This is a genomic window from Acinetobacter sp. UBA2581, from assembly GCF_002339435.1.
GTDB lineage: Bacteria > Pseudomonadota > Gammaproteobacteria > Pseudomonadales > Moraxellaceae > Acinetobacter > Acinetobacter variabilis.
Genome location: NZ_DDLD01000062.1, coordinates 14192 through 29323, shown reverse-complemented (window position 1 = coordinate 29323; position 15132 = coordinate 14192). Strand labels below are relative to the sequence as shown.

General features: G+C 42.2%; 11 protein-coding genes. 5 read left to right on the top strand and 6 right to left on the bottom strand.

Going from position 1 to position 15132, the window contains the following annotated elements; genetic code table 11:
* Position 1 precedes the first annotated feature (1 nt).
* A complete protein-coding gene (locus B3Q46_RS07480; protein ID WP_005232201.1) occupies positions 2 to 865 on the top strand; it encodes a class I SAM-dependent methyltransferase in 864 nt (287 codons plus the stop codon).
* A 29-nt stretch (positions 866 to 894) separates the two neighbouring features.
* On the opposite strand, the gene B3Q46_RS07475 is transcribed toward B3Q46_RS07480, so the two are convergent.
* Complete coding sequence (locus B3Q46_RS07475) at positions 895 to 2232, bottom strand: alpha/beta fold hydrolase (protein WP_034169889.1); 1338 nt, start codon at positions 2230 to 2232, stop codon at positions 895 to 897.
* A 324-nt stretch (positions 2233 to 2556) separates the two neighbouring features.
* Here B3Q46_RS07475 and B3Q46_RS07470 point away from each other — a divergent pair, with 324 nt between their 5' ends.
* From B3Q46_RS07470 to pta, 3 genes are all read left to right on the top strand, one after another.
* Entirely contained in the window at positions 2557 to 3822 is a 1266-nt protein-coding gene (locus B3Q46_RS07470; RefSeq protein WP_005232205.1) for a glutamate-5-semialdehyde dehydrogenase, read from the top strand.
* A 405-nt stretch (positions 3823 to 4227) separates the two neighbouring features.
* Positions 4228 to 5451, top strand: a complete 1224-nt coding sequence (locus B3Q46_RS07465) for an acetate/propionate family kinase (protein WP_104426627.1) — start codon at positions 4228 to 4230, stop codon at positions 5449 to 5451.
* Between the two features lie 54 nt (positions 5452 to 5505).
* Entirely contained in the window at positions 5506 to 7644 is a 2139-nt protein-coding gene (gene pta, locus B3Q46_RS07460) for a phosphate acetyltransferase (protein WP_104426628.1), read from the top strand.
* 307 nt (positions 7645 to 7951) lie between these two features.
* On the opposite strand, the gene B3Q46_RS07455 is transcribed toward pta, so the two are convergent.
* Positions 7952 to 8191: a DUF2171 domain-containing protein gene (locus B3Q46_RS07455; RefSeq protein WP_004781996.1), complete on the bottom strand. Its 240-nt coding sequence runs from the start codon at positions 8189 to 8191 to the stop codon at positions 7952 to 7954.
* A gap of 692 nt (positions 8192 to 8883) precedes the next feature.
* On the opposite strand from B3Q46_RS07455, the gene B3Q46_RS07450 reads away from it, so the two are divergent.
* Entirely contained in the window at positions 8884 to 10410 is a 1527-nt protein-coding gene (locus tag B3Q46_RS07450; RefSeq protein WP_005232211.1) for a fumarate hydratase, read from the top strand.
* 61 nt (positions 10411 to 10471) lie between these two features.
* Here B3Q46_RS07450 and B3Q46_RS07445 read toward each other — a convergent pair whose 3' ends face one another.
* From B3Q46_RS07445 to tig, 4 genes are all read right to left on the bottom strand, one after another.
* Positions 10472 to 11188 (bottom strand): DUF2846 domain-containing protein, encoded by a 717-nt coding sequence (locus tag B3Q46_RS07445; RefSeq protein ID WP_005232213.1) that lies wholly within the window; start codon positions 11186 to 11188, stop codon positions 10472 to 10474.
* Positions 11189 to 11355: 167 nt separating this feature from the next.
* A complete protein-coding gene (gene clpX / locus B3Q46_RS07440; RefSeq protein WP_005232215.1) occupies positions 11356 to 12666 on the bottom strand; it encodes an ATP-dependent protease ATP-binding subunit ClpX in 1311 nt (436 codons plus the stop codon).
* A 29-nt stretch (positions 12667 to 12695) separates the two neighbouring features.
* The gene (clpP, locus tag B3Q46_RS07435) at positions 12696 to 13301 is read right to left on the bottom strand and encodes an ATP-dependent Clp endopeptidase proteolytic subunit ClpP (protein ID WP_004781985.1); all 606 of its coding nucleotides are present in this window, start codon (positions 13299 to 13301) and stop codon (positions 12696 to 12698) included.
* A gap of 190 nt (positions 13302 to 13491) precedes the next feature.
* A complete protein-coding gene (tig, locus tag B3Q46_RS07430; RefSeq protein ID WP_005232218.1) occupies positions 13492 to 14823 on the bottom strand; it encodes a trigger factor in 1332 nt (443 codons plus the stop codon).
* Positions 14824 to 15132: the final 309 nt, after the last annotated feature.

Sequence of the window (15132 nt, the reverse complement as noted above, 5' to 3'; positions counted from 1 at the left end):
CATGACAGAATCTCTTTCACAACATCGCCATATTTCTTTTACTGCACACTATACTGGCTATATCTGGTACAAAATGGGGATTTCACATCCGGTATTTGCTACCTCTAAAGGTAAATTCCTTGCCAAACTGGTTCATCCACTGGAGTCATGGGCTGAACGTCATGTAGGCGGCAGTATGCGCACCACCCTGAAACAGCGTCATCAAATGATTGACGAACACCTAGGTCAGTTAATTAGTGAATATCCTCAATTACAGGTACTGGAAATTGCCAGTGGCTTATCCCCACGCAGCTGGAATTTTAGACAGAAATTTCCCGGGATTAATTATCGGGAGCTGGATCTGCCCGATATGGCTAGGATCAAAACCAATGCTTTGCAGCAGATTGATCAGGATGCCCCGGAAGTATTGAGTGCCGATATTTTTAGTGCAGAACTGGCGAATATTTTTAAAGTCTTTGACCCGCAGCAACCTCTCGTTATTATTAGTGAAGGCCTGATCAATTACTTTGATCAAAAAATGCTGTTTACTTTACTCAAAGGCATTACCGAATATGGTCAAGACTTTAGTGAAGTGCATTATCTCAGTGATATTTATCCTGAACCGGTCAAAAATAAACTGGCGAGCTTTATCTGGGCCTGCAGCCGTCTGCTGAAATTCATGTCACGCAGTGCGTTTACCTTTCATTTTAAATCACCTCAAGAACTACAGCAGTTTTTTCAGCAAGCTGGGTTTATGCAGGTGGAGGTCGAACAACCAAAACGTTATTTTGCAGAGCCTCGACAGCAGAATCCTCATTATGAACAGGATGAACATCTAGGCGATTTGGTCTGGATGATTCATGCAGTGAAAAAAAACAGCGTTTAATTACGCTGTTTTTTTATGAATTCTATTGTTTAGATGACTGCATCGAATACTTCAGCCTGTTGAAGGGCTTTCTCTTTCTGGACAAAGCGTAGTAAACGCTCTGCCACATCAAAACTGCCATGCTTGAACAAAGCACGTAACTGAGTATCATCATGTTCGAAGATCAAACATTCGATCTTGAATTCGCCTTCTTCATCTTCCAGATACAAAGCCAGATCACGTGGATATGCGGCTGCCAGATCGGTTAATCCAGGTTCCAATTCCAGCAATACCCCAAAGAAATTCATATCAATAATTTCTGCCTTGAGTACCAGATCAGAATGACGATGACTTAAATAACGCTGTGGATCCTGAACCGTAATCCGCTCTTCACCGCGCCGTTCGATCTGCTGCATCTGTTCACGGGTGAACGGGATAATACCTTCGAGCTGATCAACCGGTTCATCACGCAAGAAAGTTGCAAACAAATGCATGGTTTCTTTACGGCGCTGTAACTGAGGCACATGATCTGCAGAAGCAATCTGCACATACTGCATGTTTGGACATTGCAGGGCAAAATTGGCATTCTCATGTGGCAAGGTAAAGCTGTCATATTGCCCACAAGCCACCAAAACTTTGCATTGAGGAATCGGTACATTGGTCAGTCTTAAAAGACGGTTACAGTTGATATCATAGCGGTCCTGCTCAGTGGCAGTAAACTCGGACATCTGCTTAAAGAACAACCGTTTTGCTGTTGGCGACATACGGGTTTCTTTTAAACGTGCATGATTGACCAGATACAGAATCACCGCTTGGCCGAATTCATCCATGCGCTGTTCTTTCATTAAATGCAGAGATTCTTCCAGCAGCATGCGCCAGCTTTTACGGGTCTTTTGCATCACACCCATTAAAATCATACGGTCTACCAGTTCAGGGCGCTGATCCGCCAGACAGGAAGCCACCACTGAACCCAGAGACATTCCCAGAATAGCCACCTTAGGCAATTGCATCTGATCCAGCCATTGGCCTAGCATCGCGGCCAGATCTTCGAGTTCAAGTGTTCCTGCAGATAAGCCGGTATCAACGTTAGTAATTTGCTGGTTGGCCCCCATGGAAGGTAAATCAATTAAAATAATAGGTCCCGCATCAAATAACTGTTCTACACAATATTTGTAAGAATTAAAGTTCTGAAAAGCTCCCCCAATAATCACCATTGGGCGCATATGCAAAGTATCAGGACGCGCAATGGCCATATACTCGATTTTCCAGCCATCGATCCATGTCGTACGTGCTGGTTGCTTGAAACTGTGCTTATCATAAAGATCAAAAAAACCATAATGGCTATGTTGGTCCAATGCCTGGGCATCCATCTGGATAATGGAATTCATATTCCTTTCCTCCGTCCTTGCCTTATTTTTATTGTGCAAGTCATTATTTACAGATCTTATGCTTCAGGATTATTCCGATTATCCTGAACACGCATCCTGCGCTGTAGTAATTATATCAATGACATCTATGTCGCTACATTTCATTCTATACAGAGCGGCTTTTCACAAGCAACTGATTCGACAACCACTTATCTGCTTTTAAAGATAAAACAATTTCAAAATGTTTAGAAACAGTGAAAAGCTTATGATTTTTAAGTGATGGGCTTCATTGTCCGGCATCAGACTGTTAATATCAAAGTGAAATTTCTAAGTGATTGAACCGCTATGCAAGAGTCTATTGAACAATACATGCAAACGGTAGGACAGCAGGCACGCCAGGCTTCTCGCATTTTGGCTCGTGCGTCTACCCAAACTAAAAACAGCGCATTGTCAGCAATTTATACCGCTTTAGAAAACAGTCAGGCCGCTATTCTGGCTGCCAACCAGATTGATATGAATAAAGCTCACCAGAACAATCTGGACAGTGCCCTGCTTGATCGCTTAGAACTCAACCCCGCACGCTTTAAAGGTATGTTACAGGGCCTGAAAGATGTGATCAGCCTGAAAGATCCAATTGGTGAAATTACCGATATGGCTTACCGTCCTACAGGCATTCAGCTTGGCAAGATGCGTGTGCCTTTAGGCGTAGTGGGCATGATTTATGAATCACGTCCCAATGTAACTCTGGAAGCTGCTTCACTGGCATTGAAATCCGGAAATGCGATTATTCTGCGTGGCGGTTCAGAAGCTTTGGAATCTAACCAGGCCATTGCAACTGCCATCCAGCATGGCTTGAAAGTAGCAGGTTTGCCTGAAGCGTCAGTTCAGGTGATTAACACAACTGACCGTGCTGCGGTTGGCCAGCTGATTACCCTGACTGAATTTGTCGATGTGATTGTACCGCGTGGTGGCAAAGGCTTAATTGAGCGCATTACTGAAGAGGCACGTGTGCCTGTGATTAAACATCTGGACGGGAATTGTCATGTTTATGTTGAAGCACAGGCTGATCTGCTCAAAGCACTGCCCATTGCTTTAAATGCCAAAACCCATCGTTATGGCGTATGTAATGCCATGGAAACTTTGCTGGTTGATGAGAAAGTTGCAGAAGACTTCTTGCCTCGAATTGCTGAGCTGTATCAGGAAAAACAGGTAGAGCTTCGTGGTTGTCGTGAAACCCAGCGTATCTTGGGCAATCAGGTAGTCGCAGCAACAGAGGAAGACTGGTACACCGAATATCTAGGTCCGATTCTGGCAGTTAAAATCGTATCAGGTGTTGAGGAAGCTATTGAACATATCAATAAATATGGCTCGCATCATACCGATTCAATTATTACGGAAAATTACAGCATCGCTCGCGAATTTTTAGCTGGTGTAGATTCGAGTTCAGTCATGATCAATGCTTCTACCCGTTTTGCTGATGGTTTTGAATATGGTTTGGGTGCGGAAATCGGCATTTCGACAGATAAAATTCATGCCCGTGGCCCGGTTGGCTTAGAAGGCCTGACTTCCCAGAAATGGGTAGTCTTCGGTGATGGTCAGATTCGTCAGTAAATAGATAATAAAATCGGCCTTGTTCGCAAGGCTGATTTTTATGCATTGAGTTGATAAAAGACATGTTCAAGTAAATATGCAACCTTTATAAAATTGCATATAATTTCTTCATATCCATACCTAAAAGATAGAATAAATAAACATTATTTTTAAGAAATATAAGCTACAGTTTGATAGATCATTTTTTAACAGTATTTTATTTATAAATGAAAACTATGAACTGATAAATTTTAATTATTATTGTCGCTATGGTCGATAATGCTTAAGTCTAATCGGCTAAAGTCTATCTAGGACAGTAAAAAAACCCATGTTAAAACATGATCACAGACCTATCTTGTGTCGCTTTTGCCAGCAGACAGGTCAACGAAATGGATGAGAATTTTAATTAGAATCGGGTAAACAATCGTGTCTAAATCAGTATTAGTTATTAATTGTGGCTCTTCTTCAATCAAGTTTGCCCTATTGCTTGAAGAACAGAATTTCCGTATTCACGGCTTAGCTGAGAACTTAGGCACAGAAAATGCCCGTATTAAAGGTGTGACTGTCGGTAATGAACCCGTCGATATTCATATTCCTTTTGCAGATCATAAGAAAGCGCTAGAAGTAGGTTTAGAGCGTCTGGCGAATTACAAGCCGGATGCCATTGGTCACCGTGTGGTACATGGCGGCAGCCTGATCAAGGCAGAACTGATTACTGACGAAATTATTGAAAAAATTCGCGAAGCAACTCCACTTGCGCCTTTACACAATCCGGCTCACCTGATCGGAATCGAAGCGACTAAACGTTTATTCCCAGATTTGCCACAAGTCGCAGTATTCGACACAGCTTTCCATCAAACCATGCCGGCACATGCTTACCGTTATGCCCTGCCTAAATTCCTTTATACCGAATATGGCGTACGTCGTTATGGTTTCCATGGTACCAGCCATGCTTATGTATCAGATCGCGGTTCTGAACTTGCGGGCAGCTTCAAACAAGGTGGCTGGTTAACAGCGCATCTCGGTAATGGTAGTTCGACCTGTGCCGTATGGAATGGCCAAAGTGTAGATACCTCAATGGGTCTGACGCCACTTGAAGGTGTGGTGATGGGGACCCGTAGTGGTGATGTCGATCCAAGTTTGCATAGCTTCCTGGCTGCAAACTTAGGCTGGGATGTATATAAAATTGACAAGATGCTCAATAAAGAAAGTGGCTTGCTTGGTTTATCTGACAATCTGTCTAATGACATGCGTACTCTGATTGAAGCCTCAGAACAAGGCAATGAAGATGCGACTCTTGCGATTGAAGTATTCTGCTACCGTCTGGCGAAATCTTTAGCTGCTTTAAGCTGTGGTCTGCCACGTATTGATGGTCTGTTCTTTACCGGTGGTATTGGTGAAAACTCGGCGTATATTCGTGAAAAAACCATGGCTTATTTACCACATTTCGGTTTCAACCTGGATAAAGACGCTAATAGCAGTTTGAAGCGCGGCACTGAAGGCCGGATCGATAACGGTACAGGCCCACAAATCTGGGTAGTTCCGACTGATGAAGAAGGCCGAATCGCGAAAGAAACTCATTATGTGGTAGAGCATGAAGTGGAGCAAGCTACTGCAAAAAAGTCTGAACCTGAAGCTGCGCTTGCATAAGCAAGCCCGGTTCCCTTTTACCTAATTTCTATTATTGCGCGACTGATATTACTTATGAAAACGATTTTATTGGTGCCGACCGGGGAAGGCGTCGGCTTAACTTCAGCCTGTTTAGGTTTGGTATATGCTTTAGAATGCCAAGGGGTAAAAGCAGGTTTTGTGAAACCTTTTTCACAGGAAAAAAGTCAGGAAACAGATCGCACTACAGCACTCTATCGTCATTTATCCCAAAGTGAAACCGTTGAACCGATTACTTATGAAAGTCTGATTCAGCGCTTTAATCTGGGTGAAACAGATGAATTGCTTGAAGATGCAGTACGCCTGCATCGTGAGATTGCCAAAAATCACGACCTGATTATTGTTGAAGGTTTGGTACCAAATAGCCGCGATACCTTTGCGCCAAGCTTTAATGCAGCCTTGGCGCAGGCACTAGATGCCAAAGTCATCATTGTCAGCAATGCTGATATCAACCAGCCTGAAGTGGCAGCTGAAAAAGTTGAAAGCCAATTACGTTATTTAGGTGGGTCCTCTTCTACCCGTATGGCTGGCGTATTATTTATGCGCACCAAAGGCTTACCAGAAGATTCTGCACAGATCCCGGTGACTATTGATCCCGGTTTACGCCTGATCAGTGATACCAACAAATTTATAGCAGCTATTCAGAAAACCCATGCCCATATTGGTTCTGAAAAGCTTCCAGTCATTGGTCTGGTTCCATTCAGCAATACTTTAAGTGTGCCACGTATTTCTGACCTAGCAGCACATATTTCAGCAGACTGGGTCAATCTGGGTGAAGCAAAGCAGCGCCGTGTTTTACACAGCAGTTTAATTGCGTCCAATATTGAACATGAATTACATAAATTCGTGGCTGGCGAACTGATTATCAGTGCATCAGACCGGATTGATGTCTTGCTGGCAAGTAGCCTGGCGAGCAGCAATGGCATTCCATTGGCAGGTTTGGTGCTGACTGAACATTATGAGCCAAATTCGACTGTATTGGAGTTCTGCCAGACAGGGATTAAACATGGTCTGCCTATTCTGCATACGCCACTCAGCACTTTTGAAACTGCCCAAAGTCTAGCCAATTTAAGCAATGAAATTCCATGTGATGATACTGAACGTGCTGAACAGGTCACTCGTTTTGTGTCCAGTCATTTAAATGAAGAATGGATTGCACAGCTAATTAATGGTTCTTACAAGCCACGTCTGTCTCCTTCTGCATTCCGTCATGAGCTAGTACAAAAGTCGATTACTGCGAAAAAACGTATTGTGCTTCCGGAAGGTGATGAGCCACGTACTATTCAGGCGGCTGCGATCTGTCAATCTCGCGGGATTGCGCACTGTATCTTGCTGGCAAAACCGGAAGAAGTGGTTGAAGTTGCCAAAGCACGTAATATTGACTTACCGCACGATCTTGAAATTATTGATCCCGACCTGATTCGCGAGAATTATGTCGAAAAAATGGTTGAACTGCGTAAAGGCAAAATCAACGAATTGCAGGCACGTGAACAGCTACAGGATACTGTCGTACTCGGTACTATGATGCTGGCACTTGATCAGGTGGATGGTCTGGTTTCTGGTGCAGTACATACCACAGCAAATACCGTTCGTCCTGCTTTCCAGTTGATCAAGACAGCACCTGAATATTCATTAGTCTCTTCTGTATTCTTTATGCTGCTGCCAGATGAAGTCTATGTCTATGGTGACTGTGCGATTAATCCAGATCCGGATGCCGAACAACTGGCTGAAATTGCAATTCAGTCTGCTGACTCTGCAAAAGCCTTTGGCATTGATCCACGTATTGCTATGATTTCTTACTCTACCGGGACTTCAGGCACAGGTGCAGACGTAGAAAAAGTCGCGAAAGCGACTGAGATTGCTAAACAGCGTCGTCCTGATCTGTTGATTGATGGTCCACTGCAATACGATGCCGCTTCAGTTGAAAGTGTGGGCCGTCAGAAAGCACCTGACTCACAAGTGGCTGGTCGTGCCAATGTGTTTATCTTCCCTGACCTAAATACCGGTAACACCACTTATAAAGCAGTACAACGTGCGGCAAATGTCGTAAGTGTCGGTCCGATGCTACAGGGTTTGAACAAGCCGGTGAATGACCTGTCACGTGGTGCGCTGGTCGATGACATTGTGTTTACCATTGCTTTAACTGCGATTCAGGCAGATCAGCAAGCTAATTAATTTTCTTTAACACTCACAACCATCCGGTCAAAAGATCGGGTGGTTTTTTAGTGATCTATTTAACAAACTTTCTCAATAATCATTGAAGGAGCTATAATCTACAGATTGTCTAGCTCAAAAAATTATGCAAGTTCGTAATCTGCTCTATGAGTAAATAAAATTAAAATAAAAATATTGATGACACAAAAGAAATGCCAGCCGATCGGGCTGGCATTTACCACTTTAACAGATCAGATTTGCCTATTTTAAACTTACATCCAGTTTGAGTATTTAAGCCAAACCAGAATAAGTCAGGCAACGATCATACTTATACCGTGGTCCATTCTTTGTGCACATCTTCTGCTGTTTTATTCAAGATCACGCTGTCATCTTTCACTTCGCTTACCCAGCTAATCGGAATCAAATGATGCTCATTATTCTCGTCATCACTTCTTGTCAATTTAATCTTGTCCTGACCTTCTAAATGATCCACTTTACCAACTTGAGTACCATCTGAAGCAATTACTGAAGCATGTTCTTTGATGTCATTTGTATTAAAGTTACTCATTCCAATTGCCCTATTTATAGAAGTTGAGAGACCTCAGTTTAAGCCCTAAAAAATTGGCTGTGTGTAAGGGTTTTCAGGCTTTGGGTTTTTCTAGGTTAATAATGTAATGAAGAAAAATAACTGTGTCACAGGCATGTTGTGGCAAGACCAAGATGATTGAAATATTGTTTTTTTTATTAAGGTAATTTGAAGATTTGAAGATTTGNNAAGATTTGAAGATTTGAAGATAGGCTAATTTTTTAGCTCTTAAAATGTAAAAAAGAAGATAAAGCTTAAGCTTGATCTTCTTTCTGGCCGTAGAACCAAGTAGCAGCGATATAAAGACTAAAAGCAATTACCATCAATACACTAGTCAGGGTCATAAAGAAAACTCATCATTCATTTGATAAGCGCATTATGTAAAAGTTTTATGACAGTTATATGACAATGATGAAATTTCCATAATTTTAATTAATTAATAAAAATCATATATTTATAATAAATTTAATTATATTCAAATAAACTTTAAGCTGAAATATGACAGTAAATATGACAAAAACCGGTCATTTTTAACCAATCTTTCAGCCAAAGTAATATGCCTTATTGCTTAAACTATAAACTTTTGGCCAATGTCCCTGCAAAACGCCCACAACCAGATTCATTTGTCTTATAATTTAGCCCGCTAGCTAACAGCCCGCTCAAGAGATATTTGTATGACAACTATTATCAAGCAAGATGACTTGATCACATCGGTTAAAGATGCGCTTCAGTTCATTTCTTACTATCATCCACAAGACTTCATCCAAGCGATGAGCCGTGCGTACGACCGTGAAGAGAACAAAGCTGCGAAAGATGCGATCGCGCAAATCTTAATTAACTCACGCATGTGTGCAGAAGGCCACCGCCCTATCTGCCAGGATACTGGTATCGTCAACGTATTTGTTGAAGTGGGCATGGATGTTAAATTTGATTTAACCATGAGCCTGGACGATGCGATCAACGAAGGTGTACGTCAAGGTTATCTTGAAAACTCTAACGTGCTTCGTGCATCTGTACTGGCTGACCCTGCTTTTGGCCGTAAGAACACCAAAGACAACACGCCTGCTGTGATCTATCACAAACTTGTTCCAGGTAACAAAGTAGACATCACTGTTGCTGCTAAGGGTGGCGGTTCAGAAAATAAATCTAAACTGGCAATGTTGAACCCGTCTGACTCAATCGTAGATTGGGTACTGAAAACTGTTCCAACTATGGGTGCAGGCTGGTGTCCTCCTGGTATGCTGGGTATCGGTATTGGTGGTACTGCTGAAAAAGCCATGATGCTTGCAAAAGAAGCATTGATGGAAGAGATCAACATGGACGAATTGCTGCGTCGTGGTCCACAAAACAAACTTGAAGAACTTCGTATCGAAATCTTCGAGAAAGTAAACGCATTGGGCATTGGTGCTCAAGGTCTTGGCGGTTTAACCACTGTTCTAGACATCAAGATCAAAGATTATCCTTGTCACGCTGCGGGCAAACCAGTCGGCATGATCCCGAACTGTGCTGCAACCCGTCACGCACATTTCACGCTTGATGGTTCAGGTGTTGCGCATATTCAAGCACCAAGCCTTGAAGACTACCCATCAGTCACTTGGGATTCCTCATCTTCTAAACGTGTTGACCTAGACAACATTACCCAAGAAGAAATGAACTCTTGGAAACCAGGTGATACATTACTTCTTAACGGTACGATCTATACTGGCCGTGATGCTGCACACAAACGTATGGTAGACATGCTGAACAACGGTGAAGAACTTCCTGTTGATCTGAAAGGCAAATTTATCTACTACGTAGGCCCTGTTGATCCAGTAGGTGACGAAGTTGTAGGCCCTGCAGGTCCAACAACTGCGACTCGTATGGATAAATTCACTCGTCAGGTATTAGAAGCAACTGGTCTTTACGGCATGATCGGTAAAGCGGACCGTGGTCCTGCTGCTGTTGAAGCAATTAAAGACAACAAAGCAACTTACCTCATGGCGGTTGGTGGTGCTGCATACCTCGTATCTAAAGCAATCCGTGAAGCTGAAGTGGTTGCATTTGCTGATCTGGGTATGGAAGCGATCTACAAGTTCGTAGTGAAAGATATGCCTGTTTCTGTTGCAGTTGACGTAAATGGTACATCTGTACACGCGACTGCTCCAAAAATCTGGCAAGCGAAAATTGGCAAGATTCCAGTAGTTGACGCTGCTGCAGGCTAATTTAAGCTGCATGAAAAAAGCACCCTTAATGGGTGCTTTTTTATTGGAATTTTAAAATTAATTACCAGGTTCTTGGATCCCAGAGTTTAAACGGTGTGGTTAACTGTACATCTGTAGATGGATCATATTCAGTCGCCTTAATTTTCTGGGCTTTCTTGCGGATTTTCCCAGTTTCCTGATCCTGTGCAAAAAAGTTAAAACTGTCCGATTTTAACTGGGTAAAAGCAATTTCATTGAGTCCCATACTGCTTGGCATTAGCATCAGAGGTCCCGGAACACTACGACGGGTGCTTAAATTTTCTTCATCATACTTAATAAAATAGGATTGACCCGCTTCTACTGTAAAGTCCAAATACTTAGGTTTTTGGAAGTGCAACGCACCTAAAGGGCGACTGGTACTCAAGCGATAAGTACCTGCAGGCAACTCAATCCAGTAATGATGATTATGCAATAAACTCGGAATACGATGCTGATTGATAAATAGGCTGGCAGCGACAATTTCCTGACGGTTCCATTTGGAATCCGGGCGGTATAAATAAACGATTGCAGCATCCTCATGCTGAGGTTTAACTGCCTGAAAATGATTACCCTGTTTCTGGTTGACCCAGCCACCAATCGTAAACATCCCCACCCGATGCTGTTCGACGAAGCCCGGTTTTTTTTCAAGATCAATATTTTTTAAAGTGCTGAGTGGCTGTGTAGGCTCAACTACGGCTTTTTTACCGTGACAACCCATCAGCGCCAAACTGCCGATGAGCACCATTGCGACTCCACGCATGCTTATCCCTCACTGCGTCTTTATTCTTGTATGTAAGTACTTTGCGATATATTTTTATAGCTTTCGGCGTCCACGCCTAGATGTTGAGATTAGCATCTGCTTTTATCTTTTGGAAATAAAAAACGTGCGAAAACACGGGGTTTTCACACGTTTCTGACGAATAGCAATCAAGCAGATTTGCTATTCACCACCTTTAAATCAACTTTTACCGCTGTTTCTGGTTCATCATGTGGTTGACGTTCAGCAAGAAATTCTGGTGCAGCTTCACCATTAATGACTGCTTCATTGACTACCACAGTGCCTACATCGCTACGACTCGGCAAGTCATACATGGTTTCTAACAATGAATTTTCCAGAATCGAGCGCAGGCCACGCGCACCTGTATTATGTTCCAATGCTTTTTTCGCAACCGCACGTAGTGCTGAATCTTCAAAGATTAAGTCCACATTTTCCATCTCAAACAGATGTTTATATTGACGGGTTAATGCATTCTTCGGCTCAGTCAGAATCTGCATTAAAGCTTCTTCATCCAGCTCATCTAAAGTCGCAATCACTGGTAAACGACCAATGAATTCTGGAATCAGACCAAATTTCACTAAGTCAGTCGCTTCGACCTGACGGAACAATTCAGACAGCTTTTTGCTTTCGTCTTTATTACGGACTTCTGCAGTAAAGCCAATACCACCTTTCTCCTGACGCTGCTGTACGATTTTCTCAAGACCTGAGAATGCACCGCCACAGATGAACAGGATATTCGAGGTATCAATCTGAATGAATTCCTGCTGCGGATGCTTACGACCACCTTGTGGTGGAATTGAAGCAACCGTACCTTCGATCATTTTCAGCAAGGCTTGCTGTACGCCTTCACCTGATACATCACGTGTGATGGATGGGTTTTCAGATTTACGGGTAATCTTATCGATTTCATCGATATAGATAATGCCCTTTTGCGCTTTTTCGACATCGTAATCAGCTTTTTGCAAAAGCTTTTGTACAATGTTTTCAACATCTTCACCCACATAACCCGCTTCAGTTAGGGTTGTTGCATCTGCCATGGCAAATGGAACGTCCAGAAGACGGGCAAGGGTTTGTGCCAGCAAGGTTTTACCTGAACCGGTCGGACCCACCAGCAGGATATTACTTTTGGCAATTTCAACGGAATCATCTGCTTTCTTACCATTGGTCTGTACTTTCAGACGTTTGTAATGGTTGTATACGGCCACAGATAATGTCTTTTTCGCTACGTCCTGACCAATCACATATTGATCGAGCGCCGCACGGATTTCATGCGGTTTCGGCAAAGGACGGTTCGCCCAGTCATTGGTTTCGACCTGTTGACTGGTTTGAACCAAATCTAAGCATACGTCCACACATTCATTACAAATGTATGCGTCCTCGCCTGCAATCAGCTTTCCGACTTCAGACTGCGTTTTACCGCAAAATGAACAATGCTTTTGTCCTTGAGGATGTTCGGACATATTTACTCCAATATCTCAATCTCTAAAACTTATGGACGTTTCGTTAGAACTTCATCCACAAGACCGTATTCTTTCGCTTGCTGAGCAGTCATGAAGTTGTCACGGTCTGTATCGCGTGCCACTTTTTCATAGTCCTGACCGCTATGTTCAGCCATTAAACGGTTTAAACGTTCTTTAATGAACAGAATTTCACGTGCGTGAATTTCAATATCTGATGCCTGACCTTTGAAACCACCCAAAGGCTGGTGAATCATGACACGTGCATTTTCAAGGCAATAACGTTTGCCTTTAGTTCCTGCATTAAGCAGGAATGCGCCCATTGATGCTGCCTGACCCATACAGTAAGTCACAACATCCGGTTTAATAAACTGCATGGTATCGTAGATCGCCATGCCAGCAGTCACCGAACCACCCGGTGAGTTGATATATAAATGAATATCTTTATCTGGGTTCTCAGCTTCTAAAAACAACATTTGCGCAACGATCAGGTTGGCCATATTGTCTTCAACTTCACCTGTCAGAAAAATTACCCGCTCACGTAAAAGGCGTGAATAAATATCAAAAGAACGCTCACCACGAGAGGATTGTTCTACCACCATTGGCACTAAAGCGTTTTCAATCGTTGGAACATACATAGGTTTATTTATTCCTAAATTTTTGTGACTTAATCCATAATCACAATATGAGGGATAATCAATGAAATTGCAAAATAATCGCGAATAATTCCATCATATTTTTTGCATTAGTTTTGTGAAAATCAGATATGTCAAGAAATTACTAATATGAAAAAAGGCGCACGAAGCGCCTTTTTAGGGAAAGCTTGAATTAGCCTTGTTGACGAGCTTGTTGCTCTTTCAATAAGTCTTCATAGCTTACAGTTGCATCAGTCACTTTAGCAGATGCTAGGATGTGATCAACAACTTGGTCTTCAAGTACAACTGCTTCGATTTGAGCACGTTGTTGCTTGTCATTTTTGAAGTATTCGATCACTTCATTTGGATCTTCGTAAGAAGAAGCCATATCTTCGATATAAGCTTCAACGCGCGCTTGATCTACTTCGATTTTCGCATCAGCAAGAATGCGGCTTACCAATACGCCAAGTTTAACTGATTTCTCAGCTTGTTCTTTGAACAGGTCATCTGGAAGCATGCTTGAATCAAATGCTTTCGCGCCTTGAGCACCGAACTGTTGAGTGAACTGCTGGATCATTTGTTGACGTTGACGGTCAATTTCTTGAGCAACCATTGCAGATGGAAGTTCAACTTCGTTTGCAGCTACAAGTGCATCGAAAGTTGCGCCTTTAACCTGGTTACGCAGGCCGTTTTTCACTTCACGTTCCATGTTTTTACGAACGTCAGCTTTCAGTTTTTCAACGCCATCTTCTTCAGAAATACCGAAGATTTTCAGGAATTCAGCATCAATTTCTGGAAGTTTTTGTTTTTCAACAAGTTTTACATTGATTTTGAATTGAGCTTGTTTACCAGCAAGGTTTTCAGCTTGGTAATCTTCAGGGAAAGTAACATCGATCACTTTCTCTTCGCCTTTCTTCATACCGATGATACCATCTTCGAAGCCAGGGATCATACGGCCAGAACCTAAAACAAGTTTAAAGTCTTGCGCAGCGCCGCCTTCAAATTTTTCGCCATCAACAGTACCTTCGAAGTCGAAAGTCACTTGCATGTCTTTTTTCGCCATGCCTTTAGTTTCAGCCCAAGACGCGCGTTGTTTTTGAAGATTTTCAATCATCTTCTCAACGTCTTTGTCATTTACTTCAGACGCTTTACGTTCAACTTCCAGACCTTCGAATTTCACTTCAACTTCTGGATAAACTTCAACAGTCGCTTCATAAACTAAAGCGTCGTCTTTCATTTCAGTTTTTTCGATATTTGGCATACCAACAGCGTTAATTTTTTCTTGTTGGATTGCTTCGAAAACAGTATCACGAATGATGTCGTTGACAACTTCTTGGTAGATACCAGCGCCGTATTCACGACGAACTACGTTTACAGGTACTTTACCTGGACGGAAGCCGTTGATCTTCGCAGTTTTAGCAGTGCGTTTTAAACGAGCTTCAAATTGCTCATTAATACGGCTCGTCGGTACAGAAACATTTAAACGACGGGCAACGCCCGAAACCGCTTCAGAAGTTACTTGCATGGCTTCCTCTATATATTTGGTAATAACAGGTTTATAAAAATGTGCCACATTATATGACAACATTTGCAGATATACAAAACACAATACTTGAATCGTCTTTATTAATGCTGTAATAATCAAATTTATTCAGTCAAATTCATTTTTCTTTGATTAAATATCCCTTTCCTCAAATAAGAATAGATATATTGATTACTGAAACTGGACAGATCATCTCTTTAATCTGCATTTATGGATTTTTATAGTGCTTTTAGTAAACTTTTCTTTATCTTTTCTTCAATTTTTATAAACTCTAATAATCTCAATAAAAGT

What these genes read in the sequence shown, in the direction of transcription:
- B3Q46_RS07480 (WP_005232201.1), top strand. Translation starts at nt 2, where the DNA reads ATGACAGAATCTCTTTCACAACATCGCCATATTTCTTTTACTGCACAC.
- B3Q46_RS07475 (WP_034169889.1), bottom strand. Translation starts at nt 2,232, where the DNA reads ATGAATTCCATTATCCAGATGGATGCCCAGGCATTGGACCAACATAGC.
- B3Q46_RS07470 (WP_005232205.1), top strand. Translation starts at nt 2,557, where the DNA reads ATGCAAGAGTCTATTGAACAATACATGCAAACGGTAGGACAGCAGGCA.
- pta (WP_104426628.1), top strand. Translation starts at nt 5,506, where the DNA reads ATGAAAACGATTTTATTGGTGCCGACCGGGGAAGGCGTCGGCTTAACT.
- B3Q46_RS07455 (WP_004781996.1), bottom strand. Translation starts at nt 8,191, where the DNA reads ATGAGTAACTTTAATACAAATGACATCAAAGAACATGCTTCAGTAATT.
- B3Q46_RS07450 (WP_005232211.1), top strand. Translation starts at nt 8,884, where the DNA reads ATGACAACTATTATCAAGCAAGATGACTTGATCACATCGGTTAAAGAT.
- B3Q46_RS07445 (WP_005232213.1), bottom strand. Translation starts at nt 11,188, where the DNA reads ATGCGTGGAGTCGCAATGGTGCTCATCGGCAGTTTGGCGCTGATGGGT.
- clpX (WP_005232215.1), bottom strand. Translation starts at nt 12,666, where the DNA reads ATGTCCGAACATCCTCAAGGACAAAAGCATTGTTCATTTTGCGGTAAA.
- clpP (WP_004781985.1), bottom strand. Translation starts at nt 13,301, where the DNA reads ATGTATGTTCCAACGATTGAAAACGCTTTAGTGCCAATGGTGGTAGAA.
- tig (WP_005232218.1), bottom strand. Translation starts at nt 14,823, where the DNA reads ATGCAAGTAACTTCTGAAGCGGTTTCGGGCGTTGCCCGTCGTTTAAAT.